Here is a 16,760-nt window from a genome sequence, read left to right as displayed (position 1 = left end):
GCCCTCCCGCTCGGTTCTTTGCAAGCCGCAGGATTATACCGGAAAGAACCCTTAATTGGGCAATTCGCAGGCTGCCAGCGTCTGAAACCTGTGCAGCCAGCGCTTGTCAGAAGCCCGGCACAGTGCTTTAATCCCTGCACTACCACAGATCAGGAGAAATCAGGAAATGCCAGATACTCGATTCAAGCCTTTGCCCTGGACCCGGCTCAAGAGAGGCGTCCCCTGTTACCTGCCAAGAAGGGCAGCAACGAGCACTCCGGTTGATGCCCATTCGCCGGCGCTGCGGGTGATGACCGATTTTCAGCGCATGACGCCGATCACGATTGCGCGCGATGCCTCGCTTGACGATGCCAACCGGATCATGGCGCTGTGCCATGTGCACTACCTGCTGGTGGCCGACGAGCAGAGACAGTTGCAGGGGATCGTCACCGAAGCCGGGACCAAGGGTCACCGGCCGCTGGCCGTAGCCCATACGATGGGCGTTCGTCCCAGCGAACTGGTAGTCGGCGATGTGATGATCAAACAACACGATGATGTCGAAGTGATGCATCTCAAAGATGTGAGCCTGGCCCGGGTAGGCAACGTCGTGGCAACCCTGAAGGAGCTGGGGACGCCTTACTGTCTGGTCGTAGACCACGATGAAGAAGACCATCACATCCTCTGTGGCATCTTTTCCCTGGCCAAGATCGAACGTGAGATGGGGCTTGCACAATCGGCGGAAATCGCACAAACCTTTTCGCAGGTAGTGAGTTCACTTGACCACTGAGCATCGCACCACCCGTTCGCGATCCCATGCCGGGCGGTATTTCCGAAAGTAGCCGAGCCATGAGCGGACGTAACGACACCCCTGCAATCTCATTCGACGACCCAGGGCGGCACGGTATGACACAGCGTGTCACCTGGGTCAGCGTGCTGGTCAATATTTTCCTGACCAGCGCGCAGGTCGTCGCGGGCATCGTTGCCCATTCCCAAGGTTTGATCGCCGACGGCCTGCATTCGCTATCCGATCTGGTCTGTGATTTCCTGGTGCTCTTCGCTGCTCACCACAGCAAGGATCCTGCCGACGAACGCCATCCCTATGGCCATGCCCGCATTGAAACGGCGGCATCGTTTGCGCTGGGAGCCATTCTCGCAGTCACTGGCGCCGGGATCATCTGGGGCGCCGGGGTGAAGCTGCAGAACCTCGACAACCTGCCACCGGTACAGCAGCTGGCGCTATGGACCGCGATCCTTGCACTGGCGGCGAAGGAGGGCCTGTTTCGCTACATGCTGCACGTGGGTGAGCGCCTGCGTTCGCCGATGCTGATCGCCAATGCCTGGCATGCCCGCTCCGACGCCGCCTCGTCACTGGTGGTGGCCTTGGGAATCGTCGGCAATCTGATGGGCTACAACTTTGCCGACTCGGTGGCAGCAGTGATCGTCGGCTTCATGATCGTCCGCATGGGCGTGGTGTTCGCCTGGGATGCCATTCTGGAACTGATCGACACCGGCTTGTCGGTCGAGGAGGTCGACAGCATCCGCCAAGTGATCGTTGATACCCCCGGCGTCAGGAATCTCCACGAGCTGCGCACCCGTCGCATGGCGCATCGCTCACTGGTCGATGCACATGTTTGTGTCGACGCGCGCATTGGTGTTTCGGAAGGTCACCGTATTGCCGAGATGACCCGCAAGCGCGTCCTCGACAGCCATGCCTCGGTTTCGGACGTGCTCGTTCATGTCGACGTCGAGGATGATATGGATCACGACAGCAAGCTCCAGAGCATGCCCGACCGTAGTGAACTGATGAAGGAGTTGGCCCCCATGCTCGCCGATCTTCCGGAACCCCGGCGAGTCATCCTGCATTATCTCAATGGCCGCATCGAAGCCGAGTTACTCCTGCCTCGCCAGGCCCTCGGAGATCTTGCCGCGGTCAACAAGGCTGAACGCGAGATCGCCAGGCAACTGGCGGAATATCCACTGATCAGTTCCCTGTCGATCCACTACGGTCGGCAGGTTTTTCCCGCCAGGGGCCGCTGATTCCTGCGGGAAACGGGGTCACTTGGCCGGGTTCTGGGCGAGCTTCTGTTCGATCCTGGCCAGAGGAATGGCACCAGGGATCCGCTCCCCATCCGCGAAGAAGACCGTCGGCGTGCCGTTGATCGCCAACTTGCGGCCTGTCTCGATGGTTTTCTTGACTGCTGTCGTATCGCAATCCCCCTTGCCTGCTGGCGCCTTGCCATCGACCATCCAGTCATTCCATGCCTTGGCCTTGTCGGCGGCACACCAGATCTGATTCGACTTCTCCAGCGAATCCGGCGAGAGGATCGGGTAGAGAAAAGTGTAAATCGTCACGTTATCCAGCTTGGCGATGTCCTTGGCCATTTTCTTGCAGTAACCGCAGTTCGGGTCTTCGAAGGTGGCGAAGACACGTTTCCCATCGCCACGCACCTGTTTCACCGCCAATGTCAGCGGCAAGTCCGAGAACTTGATTGCGGTGAGTTTCTGCATCCGCTCCTCGGTCACGCTCTTCATCGTCTTGGCATCGATCAGAGCACCCAGGAGCAGCGCTGAAACCTTCTCGTCCGTATAGACGATCTGGCCATCGACGTAGACTTCGTAGAGACCCAGGTAGGGGGTCTTGGTCACGCTGCTGACCGGACGTTCGAGCTTGCCTTCAACCGCTTTCTTGACGCTGGCCTCGTCCGCAAGGGTTGGCAGACTGAGGACTGCGGCAAGTGCAAACGGCATTAGTTGTTTATACATCAGTAGTTTCTCCGGAAAGGGAACGCATCAGAAAGCGCCAATGGCATAGCGCACAAACAGATTCTTTAAGACTGGCAAAGCGTTCGTCAGGTTCATTCCGAAATTGCGCAATGGTTTGACTCCGGGAAAGGTTTGCTGGAAAAGGTGGTGTAGTGCGTGCGTAAAGGTTTGCATGAGCAGCGTTTCCTCGCGCCTTTGCCGTTGATAGCGAAGCAGCAGACGCTCACTGCCGATGTCCTGCCAGTCCGGTGTGGCCCCCAGCAGACCGGCCAGTACCTGCGCATCCTGAAAGCCGAGGTTGATGCCATGCCCGGAAAGCGGGTGAATGCCGTGTGCCGCGTCGCCAAGCAGCGCCAAGCGCGGCGCAACGATCTGCGGCACCCGTATCAGGCGTAGCGGGAAGGCGGCTGCCGGGGTCAGCAACTGGAAAGCGCCCAGCTCATGATTGCCAGCAGCGGCAACCCGGGTGCACAGTTCTTCGGCTGGCAGTGCCAACATGGCCAGTGCGTTTTCGTCAGGCGTGGACCAGACGATGGAAACGCGATTGCCCGCCATCGGCAGCCAGGCCAGCACCCCGTCGTGACGAAACCATTGACGTGCGATGCCGCGATGTGGACGCTGGCACTCGAAATTGGCGACTAGCCCCATCTCGCCGTAGGGCGTATTGATCGCCCGCAAGCCAAGTACTTCACGTACCCAGGAGTCTCGTCCGTCAGCGCCGACGAGCAGCCTGGCAGACACGGTTTGGCCGTCGCCGAGGGTCAGCGCCGCGGCCACTGAAGCCATTTCCAGGGCTTTGGGCGTCGCCGGGCAAAGCAGGGTGAGGTTGCCCTGCCGTTTGACGCTCTCCCAGAGTTCGCAGGCCATCAGCGATGATTCAAGAATCCAGCCAAGTTCGGGAACACCCGTTTCGTAAGCCGAGAAATCGAGCTTTGCGCTGCGGTCGCCAACGATTTTCATGGCTGAAATTGGCGCCATGCGCTCGGCCGGCATGTGCTTCCAGACGCCGATTGCTCGCAGGAAGTCAGCGTTGACCGGGGAGATCGCGTAAACGCGCGCGTCCCAGCCCGGTGCAGGAAGCGGCGGGCGCTGTTCGACCAGGGCAACCCTGAGGCGCGTGTCGCGCAGTGCGCAGGCCAGAGAAAGGCCCGCCAGTCCGCCACCAACGATAAGGACGTCGAAGTCCGTGACTTGCATACTGTGAAACCCAGAGAAATGAAAGTGCTGCCGCACACGATCGGGAATGTACAAGCGCGGCCAAGGGTGCTAGAAGTTCACCATCATGAACTCATCCACCAAACCACCTGATCACGGCTATTTTCCAGCCATCGTTTGTGTCGAGTGTGATTCACCCATAGACGCACTGGTCGCTTTGTGCATACCGCGCCACGAAGCAACGGACCTGGTTGCCGCTTCCTGGGTCGGGAGTGAGTCCCCTTGCCTGGTCGCTGTTCTTGACGGCGGTCGCCCAGTCGTCGTATTGCCTACGCCGGAAGGGCGCTGGGCCGCCTGCAATGCTTTCTTGAACGATCTCTGTGCCACCCATCAGGAAGCCGATCGGCGCCTGGCCAGGCTGCTCAAACGCCATCGCCACGGCTACGTGGCGTGCCTTCGGCAAGCAGACCTGCTGGCTGCAGATGCCAGATCGGAATCCCTTGACTGATGGCGCGGTGAGTCAGCCTGACCAGGCACGGGCGACGCAAGGCTCAGGTTGGGTTCGCTTTGAGACACTCGCTCATGAACTGCTTGCGTTCATTGCCTTTCAAATTCTTTTCTTTGGCCTGTGCGTTACAGGCGGACATTCTTTCCTGCTGCGCCTTCTGGGCTGCTGAGGGCGCCTTTTTCTCTTCGGCGGCAAAGGCGCCGCCGGTAGCGAAAGCAAGAGTGACAAGGGCGATTAGGGCTTTCATCGGGAGTTTCTCCTTTTCGAGGTGAAGAAGTCTGGTGATTAAGCCACTGCTACAGGTCGTCGTCAAGGAGAGCCTGCTGTTGGCGGTTAATGAAATCTCCCATGCTGTCGATACCGCGAAGCTGGAGGATGCTGTTGCGCACCGCCGCCTCGAGGAGAACGGCAATGTTTCTCCCGGCAGCGACGGGAATGACGACCTTACGTATGGGAACGCCAAGAATTTCCTGGGTTTGCGCGTCGAGGGGCAGGCGCGGACCATCCGAACCACTGATCTGCCTTTGCAGATGAGCGATCACCTTGAGCTTCATCTTCCGGCGCGAAGCGGTTTCTCCGAAGATGGTGCGGATGTTGAGGAGGCCCAGGCCGCGTACTTCAAGATAGTCCCGCAGCATGCTCGGACAGCGCCCCTCAATCGTTGTCGGCGCGATGCAGGAAAGCTCGACGACATCGTCGGCAACCAGACCATGGCCGCGCGAGATCAGTTCCAGAGCGAGTTCGCTCTTGCCGACTCCGGAATCACCGGTAATCAGAACACCCATGCCGAAAACATCCATCAGCACGCCGTGCACCGATGTCGAACCGGCTAGTCGACGGGAAAGATAGATGCGCAATAGCTCGATCACCGCCGAGCAGGGTTTCGGACTGACAAACAGCGGCGTCTGTGTCGATTCGCAGGCCTCACGAATCGTCGGCAGGATTTCAAGGTCGTCAGCGATAATCAGCGCCGGGGGCTTGGCGGCCATCAGTTCCTTCACCTGTGAGCGCAGACGTTCCGCGGTCACGCGGCAGCCCCAGGCTTGTTCGGCTCGGCCGATCACTTGTAGCCGTTCCGGATGAATCAGGTTGAGGTGACCGACGACGTCGGCGCCGAAATAGCCCTGCTCCTTGAGCTCGATCGCTCGGTCAACGCCGACGGCAATGACCCACGAAAGCTTCAATTTATCGCGGTGGTCCTCATACAGCTGGGCTACACTGGACTGACGCCGGGCGTTCATGCTCAGTCGGCAAAAAGCTGGCGAATATTGCTCGGGTTGGCTGCCTTGGACAGCGCTTCTCGACAGTTGCGGTCGGAAAAGTGCTGCGCCAGTTCGGAGAGGATTTGCAGGTGTTGCTCGGTCGCCACCTCCGGGACCAGCAGGACAAACAGCAGCGAGACCGGCTTGCCGTCGGGAGAATCAAACGGTACCGGCGTAGCAAGTCGCAGAAAAGCGCCCGTGGCATCTTTCAGTCCCTTGATCCTGCCATGCGGAATCGCCACACCCTGACCGAGACCGGTCGAGCCGAGTTTCTCGCGCGCAAACAGACTGTCGAACACAGTACTGCGAGCGATGCCGAGGTAGTTTTCGAAAAGCAGCCCCACATGTTCAAAGACGCGTTTCTTGCTGCTCGCGTCGAGATCAAGAATGATGTTTTCGAGGGGTAGTAGTTGGGTGATCTGGCTCATGCGACAAAAACCCGAAAAAACGGACGTGGATGAATCAAGACAAGGAAGCGCACGGCATCAACGGACTTGCCGCCTGGCCCGTGCGCGGACTACTTCTATCACTCGGCAACGATGTGATCGGTAATCTTGTTTCCGCGATGGTGGTCCTGCAGCTTCTGCTTGTACTTCTGGACCTGACGCTCCAGTTTGTCGACCAGACCATCCACCGCGGCATAGAGGTCTTCGTCTACAGACTCCACGTAGACATCCTTTCCTGCGAGATGAACTGTCACTTCGGCCTTCTGGTTCAGCTTGTCCACCGACAGAATCACGTTTACGTCGATCAGGTTGTCGAAATGACGAATGATTCGCTCGAGCTTGCCGGTGACGTAATCGCGTAGGGCCGGGGTGATCTCGAGGCGGTGTCCACTGACTTGCAGGTTCATGATGTGGCTCCTTCTTCTAAATGGACTTGCGTAAATTGACCGGCGGGATACTGAGCGCTTCACGGTATTTTGCAATTGTTCGCCGTGCCACGACAATGCCCTGCTGGCCAAGAACCTCGGATATCTGGCTATCCGAGAGAGGCTTCTTCGGCTCTTCTGCGCTGATCATTTGCTTGATCAGTGCGCGAATAGCCGTTGCTGAACAGGCCCCGCCAGCTTCCGTGCTGACGTGGCTGCCAAAAAAATACTTCAATTCAAAAATCCCGCGAGGTGTCGCCATGTACTTGTGGGTCGTCACCCGCGAAATGGTTGATTCATGCAGTCCCAAGGCTTCAGCGATCTCGCGCAGGACCAGTGGCCGCATCGCGACTTCCCCGTGATCGAGGAACTGGCGCTGACGTTCCACAATAGCCTGCGCCACACGCAGGATCGTGTCAAACCGTTGCTGCACATTCTTGATCAGCCAGCGAGCCTCCTGGAGTTGTCCGGCGAGACCAGAGCCACGCTGTCTGGAAAGAATCTGGGCGTAGAGACTGTTGATGCGCAGCCGTGGGAAGGCGTCGGCATTGACGTTTACCGACCACTGTCCGCGGATTTTGCGCACTACCACATCCGGTGTGATATAACGGGTTTCAGGACAAGCGTATGCGGCTCCGGGCCGCGGATTCAGGCTGCAGATCAGCAAATGCGCGGCACGCAGGGCGTCGTCCTCACAACCCGTCAGCTTCTTGATCTTGGGAAAATCGTGACTGGCCAGCAGTTCCAGGTGCTCACCCACGATCTCCTGCGCCAGCGTGCAGGCGTCATCATCTGGACGCGCTGCGAGTTGCAGTAGCAGACACTCCTGCGCACTGCGCGCGCCGACGCCGGTCGGGTCAAAGTGCTGCAGATGGTTGAGCGCGATCTGCAGCTCTTCCGGTGCAATCTCCAGTTCGTTCGGCATTACTTCAACCAGTTCATCGAGCGACTGGGTCAGGTAGCCGTCATCGTCCAGTGCTTCCACCAGGCAGCGCACCAGCACGCGGTCGCGGTCGGGGAGCGTCATCAGGCCAAGCTGCCACAACAGGTGCTCGCGCAGCGAGACGGTGGCCGCCTGGATGTCCTGATAGTCGCCATCGCCATCGTCGTCGTCGAAGGACCCGGAGGTGCCAAAGGATGCGGTTTGATCGTCCAGCCAGCTTTCATCATCGATAGGGGTGTGCTCGCCTGGCGAGTCGACACCTCCGGCATCCGGCGGAGAGGCATCATCGCTCCCGTCGCCATGCGCCGCTGCAGGCGCAGAGTATTCTTCTTCCCGTTCGAGCAGCGGGTTATCCAGCAAGTATTTCTCCAGCTCGTGTTCGAGTTCGATCGTGGACAGCTGCAGTAATCGGATCGATTGCTGCAGCTGTGGGGGTCAACGCAAGATGCTGCGTAAGCTTGAGCTGAAGGGATGGTTTCATGTACGGAACCGGGTAAGCCACCGCATTGGCATGGGAACTGCCCGTATGGTTCTCGAATTATGGCTGAAGGACCGTCGGGTTCAGAGGCGGAAATTCTCGCCCAGGTACACCTTTCGGACATTTTCATTATAGATGATTTCGTCCGGCCGACCAGCGGCAAGGACGCTACCCTCGTTGATGATGTACGCGTGGTCGCAGATCCCCAGCGTTTCGCGAACATTGTGGTCCGTAATCAGAACCCCGATGCCGCGTTCCTTGAGAAAGCGGATGATCTTCTGGATGTCGAGCACCGCGATCGGGTCGACACCAGCGAAAGGCTCGTCGAGCAGAATGAATCGTGGTCCGCTGGCAAGGGCACGGGCAATTTCAACTCGCCGCCGTTCACCTCCGGACAGGGAAGTCGCGGGGCTGGCGCGCAGGTGACTGATGTGCAACTCTTCGAGCAGATCACCGGTGCGAGCTGCGATTTCGTCTGCCGACAACTTTTGCAATTCAAGCACGGCCTTGATGTTTTCACTGACCGTCAGCTTGCGAAAAACGGAAGCTTCCTGCGGCAGGTAGGAAACGCCCAGGCGGGCGCGCTGGTGAATCGGCAAATGTGTAAACTTGACGCCGTCGAGATGAACGTCGCCACCATCACACGCGACCAGACCGACCACCATGTAGAAACAGGTCGTCTTGCCGGCACCGTTCGGACCGAGCAGCCCGACGACTTCACCGCTGAGCACGTCGAAGGAAACATCATGGACCACCGTACGGGACTTGTAGCGCTTGTGTAGGTGATGGGTTGACAATGTGCTCTGCTGGTCTGACATGGCTCAATCGTCTTCAAGAGTGGCGCTCAGCAAGCGCCGAATGGTCTCACCCGAAAATCCTCGGCCGGCCAGGAAGCGCATTTGCCGAGTACGCTCGACGGTATCTGCCGGAATGTTGCCAAAGCGCCGCTGCCAGACCCGCCGCGCGCGCGTCAACTCGTCTTCTCCGGCGGCCAGGGTAGTGCGCACCAGTTCAGCTGCAACTCCCCTGGAGCGAAGTTCATAAGCCAGTCGCGCGTCGCCCAGGCGCGGCGCTCGCGAATTGCGCCGCGCTTCCGCATAACGTTCATCGGAAAGCAGATGTATTCTCGTCAGATCGTCGAGCAAGACTTCCAGTTGCTCTGCCGATTCGGCAAGGGGTGCGATCTTGCGTGACAGCTCCTGACGCGTGTACTCGCGTTGGGCGAGCAGGCGCAGAGCACGTTCGCGCAAGGCCATCGCTGGACCTCATGAAGTGATGATCGCAGGGGATGGGACTTTCACCGCCACACGGATCCTGGCCTCGATTTCCTCGGCGATTTGCGGCTTGCTCTTGAGGTACTCACGGGCATTGTCCTTGCCTTGGCCAATTTTTTCGCCATTATAGGCGTACCAGGATCCTGACTTGTCGACCAGTTTGTGCAGCACCCCGAGTTCGATGATCTCGCCTTCGCGCGAGGTTCCTTCACCATACAGGATATCGAAGATGGCTTCGCGGAAAGGGGGAGCGACCTTGTTCTTGACGACCTTGACCCGGGTTTCGTTGCCAATGACTTCATCACCCTTCTTGATGCTGCCAATGCGGCGAATGTCGAGGCGCACCGAAGCATAGAACTTGAGAGCGTTGCCACCAGTGGTGGTTTCCGGACTGCCGAACATGACGCCGATTTTCATGCGGATCTGGTTGATGAAGATCACCAGAGTGTTGGTGCGATTGATATTGGCCGTCAACTTGCGCAGCGCCTGGCTCATCAGACGGGCTTGCAGGCCGGGTAGGGAATCGCCCATTTCACCTTCGATCTCCGCCTTCGGGACGAGTGCCGCTACTGAGTCGATGACCACCACATCGACGCTGGCCGAACGCACCAGCATGTCGGCGATTTCCAGAGCCTGTTCGCCGTTGTCCGGCTGCGAGATGAGCAGTTCATCAAGATTCACGCCCAGTTTCTGGGCATAGCCGGGATCGAGAGCATGTTCGGCATCGATGAAAGCGGCCGTGCCACCGAGTTTCTGCATTTCAGCAATCACCTGCAGGGCCAGAGTTGTCTTGCCCGAGGACTCCGGGCCGTAAATTTCGACCACGCGACCGCGTGGCAGGCCGCCAATGCCCAGAGCGATGTCGAGCCCCAGCGAGCCGGTGGAAACGACCGGGATGTCGGTCACGACGCTCCCTTCGCCCATCTTCATGATCGAGCCCTTGCCAAAGTGCTTTTCGATCTGGGCCAACGCGGCGGTCAGCGCCTTCGACTTGTTGTCGTTCATTGTTGCTGTCCTTTTCCTTGACTTTCCTTGATTGAGAGGAATTATCCCACGTTCGACCGTGCTCGAGATGCTCGCATCCACATCACCATAAAAATGTCCTCATATACAGGAGTGTATAAATAAGCAGAACCTTCCGCCGGCGCGCGCAGTCATTCCGTCTGCAGGATTCCGGTCTGGTGCGCGAGGCGGCTTTCGAGGAGGTCGATCAGAAACAGCAACTCACGCGCGGTGCCCAGAGGAAAGCCTCTGCGCTCGCCATCGCGGTTGTTGCGCAAGAGTTTGTGCAGGTAGGCCAGACATTCGGGGGAATTCCAGGTACGTGTCACTGCAACCCGGATATGCGGCAATTGCCCCACCCTGGGGAGGCGCTCCAGCAGTTGTTCGATCGACGCAGCCTGCCCATCGCTGGCAGCAAAGACCGGTTCTACGAGTTCCTCGGCGCTTTCCCAGTCCGCTGCAGCGACATTGAAGTGGCGTGTAAGCCTCAAGCCGAGTGCTTCGAAGGCCTCACGCTGCTCATTCTGACGGTATACCTCAAGCAGTTTCAACCAGGGCGTCACAGCTAGCGTCGGCTTTTGTTCGACAAACTCTTCGAGCACCTGTGCCGCTCCCGTGACACGTCCGAAGGAAATCATGATCTCGGCGAGTTGGAGTACCGCAGTCGCCTCATCGTCGTCGCGCGCAGCCGACTCCCTCGCGACGCCGTCCGGAACCAGAAGAGTGGTGTCCATAACTGGCTCGCTCTCGGTAGTCATCGCCGGACGTTCCGCGAGCCCAATGGTCTGGTGTCGATTATCGGCATCGTCGCTGGAATCACCCGGCCGAGGCATGGGCTCGGCAATATCCGGCAGGCGAGACGCACGGCCAGAACGGCGGCGAAGCAGCCAGGTCAAGCCAGCAACCAGCCCGAACAGAAGCCCGGCCTCAAGCCACCAATCCTTGTTCTCGTTCACTCGCGCTACCGGCGCGGCCGCAATCCGGGATGGCGCTGTGGCCGGCTGGGGCATGCCTGCCGGCACAGCCGCCGCGACGAATGTCTGCTGCTTGCTGCTCTGACCCAGGCTCTTCCTCTGCAGGTCGTTGAGCGCCGCATCCAGCCGCCGTACCTGTTCCGCGACCACCAGTTGCTGCTCCGCCTGCGTGTGTAGTGCCGACAAGAGCTGGTACTCGATACGCAGCATCGAGCGCTGATTGTCGGTGGTCTTGTTCAGTAGTTGGGCAGATAGCCTGGTACTCAGACGCAGAGGCAGGTCGTCAGCGATTCGTGGCTGCGGGCTGTCGGCGCCGCCGGAAAGGAGCAGGCGATCGGTCGCACCATAGCCGGGGAAGGGTTTCCGGGGAAGCTGCCGTTCCGGTGGCAAGCCGGTCTGCGTATCGCCTGCCGAAGCCGCTCCGGGGTTCGTGACAGGACGCGCAGCCGCTAGCACTTGGCTATCCGGTGTGCCGGGTGGTGAGTTTGTGGCCGGTCGCTGGCGGGAGACTGGCTCCGCTACTGCTGCCATTCGGACAGCAGGCAGGTCCACCGGTGGCTTGCTGGCCAGGGGAGGATCGACCAGCAGCAGGTACTTGTGTACCACCTCGGCGCCGCAACCGGCATGCAGATTGACCTGCAATACCGGTTCGCTGATGGTCTGCTCGGAAACGATATGCAAACGCAACCCGCTGCCGCGCTGCTCAACGGTGAGACGAGCGCGCGTCAGCAATGGGATGTCGCTTTCGCCTGACTGGCCCCTTTGGCCAAGGCGAAAACATTCCGCCAACGGCTGCTTGCCGGCAGCCGTATCCAGGAGTTGGACCTCGGCTTCGAAGCGCGATCCGAGGTGTGACAGCACGGTCATCTTGCCGAGAGCCACCGCCTCGGCTACTCCCGCAGAACACAGCAGGATCGGTAGTAGCGGAAGCCGGAATAAAGGTAAATACATGAGGCCGGAGCGCATGGGGCGGAAGGTAAGGCACGTTCGAGTGACTCATCTTATTACAAGGCTGCATGGATTGGCCGAAATGGCTTGCGAGATTACTCGTCTGGTCGAACCGGCGGGTCATTGCTGCGACCGTCAAACCAGACGGCTTCCGGCATGTTCGAGGAGCTCGCTCAGGGCATGCGCAACCGACTGCGCTCGCACCGATTCGCGGTCGCCCTGAAAATGACGGGTACAGGTGGCCGCGCATCCTGCCAATCCGGCCCAGGCGAAGCAGACAGTGCCGACCGGCCTGCCCGGGGAACCCCCGCCCGGACCCGCGACGCCGGTGATGGCCAGAGCCCAGTCGGCACGGCTACGCTGCAGTGCTCCCAGGGCCATGGCCCTGGCTGTCGCTTCGCTGACCGCGCCGTGCGCCGATAGGGTGTCGGCGGCAACGCCGAGAAGCTCGATTTTGGCGTCGTTCGAGTAGGTGATGAAACCGCGGTCGAACCAGGCGGAACTCCCGGCGATCGCGGTCAGACACTGTCCCACCCAGCCACCGGTGCAGGATTCCGCCGTCGCCAGGCGCTCGCCATTCGCCAGCAGCAACTGTCCCACTGCGGCGGCCAGGGTTTCAAGGGCGGCCTGATCGTGTCGGATCATTCGCGTATGTAGCGCAGCATCGCCAGCAGGAGCAGGAAGTGAAGCGAAGGCGAGCTAGCCAAAGTGATCATATCCCTTGTCCTTGATGGGCACCGCTTGCCCGTCGTCGTCGACCAGCGTCAGTTGGCCGGGAGTTGCTCTGATGACACGGCCGCAACACCAGAGCGGCAACGCCAGCCGGACTGCGAGTTCGGCGATCTCGGCGCGTCTTGCCGGTGCTGCGGAGAATACCAGTTCGTAGTCGTCACCGCCAGCGAGCTGACATCGGCGAGCCAGTACAGGGTCTGCTGCCGCCGGCAGCGGCGGTAGCTGCGCCACGAAAAGCTCGGCGGCAACTGCCGAACGCTCGAGAACATGGCCAAGGTCAGCGAGCAGACCATCGGAGACATCGATGGCGGCATGCGCCAGGCCACGCTGGCGTAGCTCAAGCCCCAGTTCGACGCGCGCCAGCGGCCGTTGCAGGGCAGCCAGGCAGGGTTTGACGAGCACCTCGGCAAGCTCGGTCCGCCCCTGCAGGTGCGCCAGACCCAGGGCCGCGAGACCGGGCTGCCCAGAGACCCAGAGGTCGTCGTCGAGCAATGCCTGGTCACGGCGCAGGGCCGTGCCGACGGGGACTTCCCCGATGGCGGTGAGGCAGAAAGTGAGCGGGCCACGCGTCGTGTCGCCACCGATGACGTCGACGCCGTAGTGACTGGCGCAAGCAAAGAGTCCGTCGGCAAAGGCCGCGATCCAGGGCTCGTTCGCTGCCGGCAGGCTGCCGGCAAGCAAAGCCCAGCGCGGCCTGGCCCCCATCGCGGCGAGATCGGAAAGATTGACCGCCAGCGTTTTCCAGCCGAGCTGGTGGGGATCCGTATTCGGCAGGAAATGTGTACCGGCGATCAGCATGTCAGTGGTAATCGCCAACTGCATGCCTGGCGAGGAAGCGATGAGCGCACAGTCGTCGCCAGGGCCGAGGATTGCCTGCGGCGTCGGCCGCACGAAATGGCGTCGGATCAGTTCGAACTCGCTGGGCATCACCGCATCCGGGTAAGGGGTTGAATGTATCGACGCTCCGCTCAACGGCCTCTGGCGCGCCCCGCCCGTCTGGCTTCGACCTCGGCCGGACGCAAGCTGGCGGCGAGTCTGTCGAGAACGCCGTTCACGTACTTGTGGCCATCGGTTCCACCATAAGCCTTGGCCAGCTCGATCGACTCGTTGATAATGACCCGGTACGGCGTTTGCGGGTAATTGCTCAACTCGAAAGCACCGGCCAGCAAAACACAGGCCTCGATCGTCGAGAGTTCGCTGAACGGACGATCGAGATAGCCTTGCAATTTTCCCTCGAGCATCTGCCGCTGCGCGAGAACGCCACGCAGCAGACCGACAAAGAATTCACGGTCGGCCTTGTCGAAATCGTCAATGTCGCGCAGATAGGCTTCAATCGCCGCTTCGTCGTTACCGCTCACCCGCCACTGGTAGAGTCCCTGCAGGACAAACTCGCGCGCCCGTCGGCGCGGAGACCTGAGCGCAGCCGGTTTGCTCGCCGGAGTTGCTGGCAACTGCGCTGCCATCACCATTGCTCCCCGAGTGCGCGCAGCAGATTGGCCATCTCGACTGCCACCTGTGCGCAATCGGCCCCCTTCTGCTGCATGCGAGCCAGCGCCTGATCGTCGTCTTCACAGGTCAGAATGCCGTTGGCAATCGGAATGCCGCTCTTGATCTGCACGTCCATCAGTGCCCGGCAGGAATCATTGGAGACGATCTCGAAATGATAGGTTTCGCCGCGGATCACCGCACCCAGTGCGATCAGGGCATCAAAATGGCCACTACCTGCCATGCCCTGCAGCGCCAGGGGGAGTTCCAGAGCGCCTGGGACGGTGGCGATGCGAATGCTGGCTTCAGCGACACCGAGACGCTTGAGTTCGCTCGTACAGGCGCTGAGCAGACCTTCGCCGATGTCCTGGTTGAAGCGGCTCATGACCACGCCAATCGCCAGTCCGTCGCCCTTGAGCACAGCTTCGTATTCGTGGATATTCTCGTAACGTGCCATGGCTGGAGTGTCTGCAATTTTTTTTTGGGGTACCCATCAGAGTCTTTCAAGGTCAGCCGGGGTGGCGATATGGCCAGTCACTTCGAGGTCGAAACCGGTCATGCTCGGCATCCGGCGTGGGCTGGAGAGGAGTTTCATCTTGCCGACACCGAGGTCGCGCAGGATCTGCGCGCCAATGCCGTAGATGCGAGGATCCCAGCGTGTCGCCGCCGGACGCTTGCCAGAGACTGGCGCACGGAGCAGCGCGAGCAGATCCTGGCCGCTTTCGGGACGATGCAGCAGCACGATCACGCCGGCGTTCACTCGCGCCAGTGCGGCCTGCGCATCATGCAGTGAAAAAGTATGTCGACCCCCGCCGGGATCCAGGAAATCGACGACCGACAACGGTTCGTGGACACGCACCAGTGTCTCCTGGTCGGGACGGATTTCGCCCTTGGTCAGCGCCAGGTGCACTTCGTTCGAAGTGCAGTCGGTATAGGCGTGCAGAGTGAGTTCGCCGTATGCAGACTGCACGGTTTTGGAGAGGGTGCGCTTGATCAGCGTTTCGTGCCGGCTACGGTAATGAATCAGATCGGCGATGGTGCCAATCTTGAGACCGTGCGCATGCGCAAACTCGACAAGGTCGTCGAAACGCGCCATGCTGCCATCTTCCTTGAGAATCTCGCAGATTACCGCCGCGGGTTCGAGTCCAGCCAACAGCGTCAGATCACAGCCAGCTTCCGTGTGACCTGCGCGCACCAGGACGCCGCCGGGGCGAGCCATGATCGGGAAGACATGGCCTGGCTGCACGATGTCGTCCGGTTGTGCGTTGCGGGACACCGCAGCCGCAATGGTCAGCGCGCGGTCGTGAGCCGAGATGCCGGTGGTCACGCCTTCTGCCGCCTCGATCGAAACCGTGAATGCCGTACTGTAAGGGCTCTTGTTATCGCGCGCCATCGGCGTCAGGCCCAGTTGCCGGCAGCGCGCCTCGGTCAGCGTCAGGCAGATCAGGCCGCGGCCAAAACGGGCCATGAAGTTGATTGCCTCGGGAGTGACATGCTCGGCGGCCAGCACCAGATCGCCCTCGTTTTCCCGATCCTCCTCGTCCACCAGGACAACCATTCGCCCGGCGCGTATTTCGACAAGGATCTCGTCGATCGGTGAGACATCGGCAGAAGTGCTTTGTGGTGCCATGGATACCTCCTCTGCTTGCCCGCTCGTTTGTCGAGCGGGCAAACCGTGTGTTGTCCAGGATTCGCTGCCGATCCTGATGCCCGTTGGCGTCGATTCATGCCGATCGGAGGGCTCCCGATTGGCTGGAATGGTTCGCAAAGGCGGATTCTCTCAGTTTCCAGGCATCTCCGCCATGTTCGGATGTGGCTCATGATTCATCGGAGACTGTCGAACTGTTGCCAATCGATCACCCAACTGCCTGGTCATTCGTTTTATCATGTTGATATGGATGGAGTGGCTGTATCGGCCAGGGCATGGAACAGCGGCCGGTTGGGCGTCGGCAGCTGCCGGTGTTTGTGATGCCAATGATGAAGGGAGCAATTCAATGACCATGATTCAGACCTTGCTGTTGATCGCTGTAGCTGTGCTCGCGGCTTTTCTCCTGATCCGCTTCTTCGTCGCTCGCCGTTCAGCGGCTGAGCGAGCGGATCGAGAAGCGCGTGAACAGGCCACCCGCGAAGCCGAACGTCAGGCTGCCGAGCAGGCCGCACGCCAGGCGGCAGCGGCCGCCGCACGTCGCCTGGCCGAACGCCAGGCCGCCGAGAAGGCCGAGCGCGAGGCGGCCGAGGTGGCTGAACGTCAGGCGGCCGAGGCGGCTGCACGTCGCGAGGCCGAACGTCAGGCGGCCGAGGTGGCCGCTCGTCGCGAGGCCGAACGTCAGGCGGCCGAGGTGGCCGCTCGCCGCGAGGCTGAACGTCAGGCGGCCGAGGCGGCTGC

At 60.4% G+C, this 16,760-nt stretch carries 20 protein-coding genes; 4 read left to right on the top strand and 16 right to left on the bottom strand.

From position 1 onward, the window contains the following. The first annotated feature begins 289 nt into the window (after nucleotides 1-289). Both E4Q08_RS16990 and E4Q08_RS16985 read left to right on the top strand, forming a co-directional pair. Entirely contained in the window at nucleotides 290-766 is a 477-nt protein-coding gene (locus E4Q08_RS16990; RefSeq protein ID WP_169071241.1) for a CBS domain-containing protein, read from the top strand. Between the two features lie 116 nt (nucleotides 767-882). Further along, entirely contained in the window at nucleotides 883-2,016 is a 1,134-nt protein-coding gene (locus E4Q08_RS16985; protein ID WP_248594974.1) for a cation diffusion facilitator family transporter, read from the top strand. A gap of 18 nt (nucleotides 2,017-2,034) precedes the next feature. Here the strand turns inward: E4Q08_RS16985 and E4Q08_RS16980 are convergent, their stop codons facing one another. Both E4Q08_RS16980 and E4Q08_RS16975 read right to left on the bottom strand, forming a co-directional pair. Further along, nucleotides 2,035-2,742 (bottom strand): DsbC family protein, encoded by a 708-nt coding sequence (locus E4Q08_RS16980; RefSeq protein ID WP_034918424.1) that lies wholly within the window; start codon nucleotides 2,740-2,742, stop codon nucleotides 2,035-2,037. Between the two features lie 27 nt (nucleotides 2,743-2,769). After that, nucleotides 2,770-3,939 carry a UbiH/UbiF family hydroxylase gene (locus E4Q08_RS16975; RefSeq protein WP_034918428.1) on the bottom strand — a complete coding sequence of 390 codons (1,170 nt, stop codon included), beginning with the start codon at nucleotides 3,937-3,939 and terminating at the stop codon, nucleotides 2,770-2,772. An 85-nt stretch (nucleotides 3,940-4,024) separates the two neighbouring features. On the opposite strand from E4Q08_RS16975, the gene E4Q08_RS16970 reads away from it, so the two are divergent. Further along, the gene (locus E4Q08_RS16970) at nucleotides 4,025-4,405 is read left to right on the top strand and encodes a hypothetical protein (RefSeq protein ID WP_169071239.1); all 381 of its coding nucleotides are present in this window, start codon (nucleotides 4,025-4,027) and stop codon (nucleotides 4,403-4,405) included. Between the two features lie 43 nt (nucleotides 4,406-4,448). Here E4Q08_RS16970 and E4Q08_RS16965 read toward each other — a convergent pair whose 3' ends face one another. From E4Q08_RS16965 to ribBA, 14 genes are all read right to left on the bottom strand, one after another. Further along, on the bottom strand, nucleotides 4,449-4,652 hold the full coding sequence (locus E4Q08_RS16965; protein WP_169071238.1) for a PsiF family protein: 204 nt from the start codon (nucleotides 4,650-4,652) through the stop codon (nucleotides 4,449-4,451). A 49-nt stretch (nucleotides 4,653-4,701) separates the two neighbouring features. After that, nucleotides 4,702-5,646, bottom strand: a complete 945-nt coding sequence (gene hprK / locus E4Q08_RS16960) for an HPr(Ser) kinase/phosphatase (protein WP_034918435.1) — start codon at nucleotides 5,644-5,646, stop codon at nucleotides 4,702-4,704. A gap of 2 nt (nucleotides 5,647-5,648) precedes the next feature. After that, nucleotides 5,649-6,095 (bottom strand): PTS IIA-like nitrogen regulatory protein PtsN, encoded by a 447-nt coding sequence (ptsN, locus tag E4Q08_RS16955; RefSeq protein WP_169071237.1) that lies wholly within the window; start codon nucleotides 6,093-6,095, stop codon nucleotides 5,649-5,651. Nucleotides 6,096-6,193: 98 nt separating this feature from the next. Beyond that, a complete protein-coding gene (gene hpf, locus E4Q08_RS16950; RefSeq protein ID WP_034918439.1) occupies nucleotides 6,194-6,520 on the bottom strand; it encodes a ribosome hibernation-promoting factor, HPF/YfiA family in 327 nt (108 codons plus the stop codon). Between the two features lie 16 nt (nucleotides 6,521-6,536). Further along, on the bottom strand, nucleotides 6,537-7,853 hold the full coding sequence (locus E4Q08_RS16945; RefSeq protein WP_372703768.1) for an RNA polymerase factor sigma-54: 1,317 nt from the start codon (nucleotides 7,851-7,853) through the stop codon (nucleotides 6,537-6,539). A 189-nt stretch (nucleotides 7,854-8,042) separates the two neighbouring features. Further along, nucleotides 8,043-8,777: an LPS export ABC transporter ATP-binding protein gene (lptB, locus tag E4Q08_RS16940; RefSeq protein WP_169071236.1), complete on the bottom strand. Its 735-nt coding sequence runs from the start codon at nucleotides 8,775-8,777 to the stop codon at nucleotides 8,043-8,045. Between the two features lie 3 nt (nucleotides 8,778-8,780). Beyond that, nucleotides 8,781-9,215 carry a recombination regulator RecX gene (gene recX / locus E4Q08_RS16935; RefSeq protein WP_034918253.1) on the bottom strand — a complete coding sequence of 145 codons (435 nt, stop codon included), beginning with the start codon at nucleotides 9,213-9,215 and terminating at the stop codon, nucleotides 8,781-8,783. Nucleotides 9,216-9,224: 9 nt separating this feature from the next. Then, nucleotides 9,225-10,238, bottom strand: a complete 1,014-nt coding sequence (gene recA, locus E4Q08_RS16930; protein ID WP_034918250.1) for a recombinase RecA — start codon at nucleotides 10,236-10,238, stop codon at nucleotides 9,225-9,227. 149 nt (nucleotides 10,239-10,387) lie between these two features. Further along, on the bottom strand, nucleotides 10,388-12,160 hold the full coding sequence (locus E4Q08_RS16925) for a type IV pilus assembly protein FimV (RefSeq protein WP_169071235.1): 1,773 nt from the start codon (nucleotides 12,158-12,160) through the stop codon (nucleotides 10,388-10,390). Between the two features lie 132 nt (nucleotides 12,161-12,292). Then, nucleotides 12,293-12,802 (bottom strand): CinA family protein, encoded by a 510-nt coding sequence (locus E4Q08_RS16920; protein WP_034918245.1) that lies wholly within the window; start codon nucleotides 12,800-12,802, stop codon nucleotides 12,293-12,295. A 54-nt stretch (nucleotides 12,803-12,856) separates the two neighbouring features. Further along, complete coding sequence (thiL, locus tag E4Q08_RS16915; RefSeq protein WP_034918242.1) at nucleotides 12,857-13,816, bottom strand: thiamine-phosphate kinase; 960 nt, start codon at nucleotides 13,814-13,816, stop codon at nucleotides 12,857-12,859. A 41-nt stretch (nucleotides 13,817-13,857) separates the two neighbouring features. After that, on the bottom strand, nucleotides 13,858-14,352 hold the full coding sequence (gene nusB, locus E4Q08_RS16910; RefSeq protein WP_034918240.1) for a transcription antitermination factor NusB: 495 nt from the start codon (nucleotides 14,350-14,352) through the stop codon (nucleotides 13,858-13,860). Then, a complete protein-coding gene (gene ribH, locus E4Q08_RS16905) occupies nucleotides 14,352-14,831 on the bottom strand; it encodes a 6,7-dimethyl-8-ribityllumazine synthase (protein ID WP_034918259.1) in 480 nt (159 codons plus the stop codon). The genes nusB and ribH overlap by 1 nt, the downstream gene beginning before the upstream one ends. A gap of 36 nt (nucleotides 14,832-14,867) precedes the next feature. Further along, on the bottom strand, nucleotides 14,868-16,004 hold the full coding sequence (gene ribBA / locus E4Q08_RS16900) for a bifunctional 3,4-dihydroxy-2-butanone-4-phosphate synthase/GTP cyclohydrolase II (protein ID WP_169071234.1): 1,137 nt from the start codon (nucleotides 16,002-16,004) through the stop codon (nucleotides 14,868-14,870). 364 nt (nucleotides 16,005-16,368) lie between these two features. Here ribBA and E4Q08_RS16895 point away from each other — a divergent pair. Continuing rightward, nucleotides 16,369-16,760 (top strand): hypothetical protein (locus tag E4Q08_RS16895; RefSeq protein ID WP_211203469.1); only part of this gene is annotated, 392 nt, incomplete at its 3' end.

The sequence above is a fragment of the Candidatus Accumulibacter contiguus genome (assembly GCF_012940005.1).
Classification (GTDB): Bacteria; Pseudomonadota; Gammaproteobacteria; order Burkholderiales; family Rhodocyclaceae; genus Accumulibacter; species Accumulibacter contiguus.
This window is presented reverse-complemented; position numbering and strand designations above follow the sequence as displayed.

Bases quoted from the DNA above. Each gene is read 5' to 3' on its own strand.
- E4Q08_RS16990 (WP_169071241.1), top strand. From the start codon at position 290: ATGACCGATTTTCAGCGCATGACGCCGATCACGATTGCGCGCGATGCC.
- E4Q08_RS16985 (WP_248594974.1), top strand. From the start codon at position 883: ATGACACAGCGTGTCACCTGGGTCAGCGTGCTGGTCAATATTTTCCTG.
- E4Q08_RS16980 (WP_034918424.1), bottom strand. From the start codon at position 2,742: ATGTATAAACAACTAATGCCGTTTGCACTTGCCGCAGTCCTCAGTCTG.
- E4Q08_RS16975 (WP_034918428.1), bottom strand. From the start codon at position 3,939: ATGCAAGTCACGGACTTCGACGTCCTTATCGTTGGTGGCGGACTGGCG.
- E4Q08_RS16970 (WP_169071239.1), top strand. From the start codon at position 4,025: ATGAACTCATCCACCAAACCACCTGATCACGGCTATTTTCCAGCCATC.
- E4Q08_RS16965 (WP_169071238.1), bottom strand. From the start codon at position 4,652: ATGAAAGCCCTAATCGCCCTTGTCACTCTTGCTTTCGCTACCGGCGGC.
- hprK (WP_034918435.1), bottom strand. From the start codon at position 5,646: ATGAACGCCCGGCGTCAGTCCAGTGTAGCCCAGCTGTATGAGGACCAC.
- ptsN (WP_169071237.1), bottom strand. From the start codon at position 6,095: ATGAGCCAGATCACCCAACTACTACCCCTCGAAAACATCATTCTTGAT.
- hpf (WP_034918439.1), bottom strand. From the start codon at position 6,520: ATGAACCTGCAAGTCAGTGGACACCGCCTCGAGATCACCCCGGCCCTA.
- lptB (WP_169071236.1), bottom strand. From the start codon at position 8,777: ATGTCAGACCAGCAGAGCACATTGTCAACCCATCACCTACACAAGCGC.
- recX (WP_034918253.1), bottom strand. From the start codon at position 9,215: ATGGCCTTGCGCGAACGTGCTCTGCGCCTGCTCGCCCAACGCGAGTAC.
- recA (WP_034918250.1), bottom strand. From the start codon at position 10,238: ATGAACGACAACAAGTCGAAGGCGCTGACCGCCGCGTTGGCCCAGATC.
- E4Q08_RS16925 (WP_169071235.1), bottom strand. From the start codon at position 12,160: ATGTATTTACCTTTATTCCGGCTTCCGCTACTACCGATCCTGCTGTGT.
- E4Q08_RS16920 (WP_034918245.1), bottom strand. From the start codon at position 12,802: ATGATCCGACACGATCAGGCCGCCCTTGAAACCCTGGCCGCCGCAGTG.
- thiL (WP_034918242.1), bottom strand. From the start codon at position 13,816: ATGCCCAGCGAGTTCGAACTGATCCGACGCCATTTCGTGCGGCCGACG.
- nusB (WP_034918240.1), bottom strand. From the start codon at position 14,352: ATGGCAGCGCAGTTGCCAGCAACTCCGGCGAGCAAACCGGCTGCGCTC.
- ribH (WP_034918259.1), bottom strand. From the start codon at position 14,831: ATGGCACGTTACGAGAATATCCACGAATACGAAGCTGTGCTCAAGGGC.
- ribBA (WP_169071234.1), bottom strand. From the start codon at position 16,004: ATGGCACCACAAAGCACTTCTGCCGATGTCTCACCGATCGACGAGATC.